Here is an 827-nt window from a genome sequence, read left to right as displayed (position 1 = left end):
TAGGTCATGTTGACAAAAGGGATTCACATCTGTCGGCGGGCATGATTCAAGCTGGTATCTACGACGGAGACCAGCTTGGCACGAGACCTGATGTCGGACGAGGAATGGGCGTTCTTTGAGCGGTTCATCTTGGCTGTCCGCGCCCCGAATGGACGCAAGCCTATCAACCACCGCCTTGTTCTTGATGGGATTTTCTGGATTTCCAGGACAGGGGCTCCGTGGCGCGACCTGCCGGAAGAGTTCGGCAAGTGGTTCAGCGTCTACCGACAGTTTCGGCGCTGGACACTGGCGGGGTTATGGGAAGAGATTATGGACGCCTTGAACCGAAGTGGAGCAGTGCCAGACGCCCTGCAAATGATCGATAGCACCGTAATCCGCGCCCATCATCAGGCAGCGGGTGCAAAAGGGGGACTCCGCGACAGGGTTTTGGCCGTTCGAGAGGTGGCTTCACGACCAAGATCCACCTTCTCGTAAACGCACACGGCTTGCCTATGAGGACCGAGATCACACCGGGCCAGACATCTGACTATCGTGGTTTCGATTTGGTCATGGCAGATAATTTGCCTCAGCCGCGCGTGTTATTAGCAGATCGCGGCTATGATGCTGACAAAATACGCAAAAAGATGAATGATCGAGATGTGATGACCCAGATTCCCATGCGGAAAACCAGAAAGATGCGCGTTGGCGTCGACCGCTCACTTTATCGTCTGCGAAATCGGGTCGAGCGCTGCTTCAACAAGCTCAAGAACGCTCGGCGTGTTGCAACCCGCTACGACAAGACCGCAGAAAGCTTCCTGGGATTCATCGATATAACGTCCATCCGACTT

General features: G+C 54.8%; 1 protein-coding gene. It reads left to right on the top strand.

Annotation, left to right across the window (positions count from 1 at the left end):
- Positions 1–90: 90 nt before the first annotated feature.
- A protein-coding gene (locus ACR0BF_RS20330) for an IS5 family transposase (protein WP_480625672.1) occupies positions 91–827 on the top strand; the annotation gives its coding sequence in 2 pieces (ribosomal slippage) (positions 91–400 and positions 400–827; 738 coding nt annotated over the 2 pieces). This gene is flagged as partial in the annotation.

The sequence above is a fragment of the Ruegeria sp. AG7 genome, from assembly GCF_056541545.1.
Note: the sequence above shows the minus strand (reverse complement) of the source record. Positions and strands in the feature narration are given on the sequence as shown.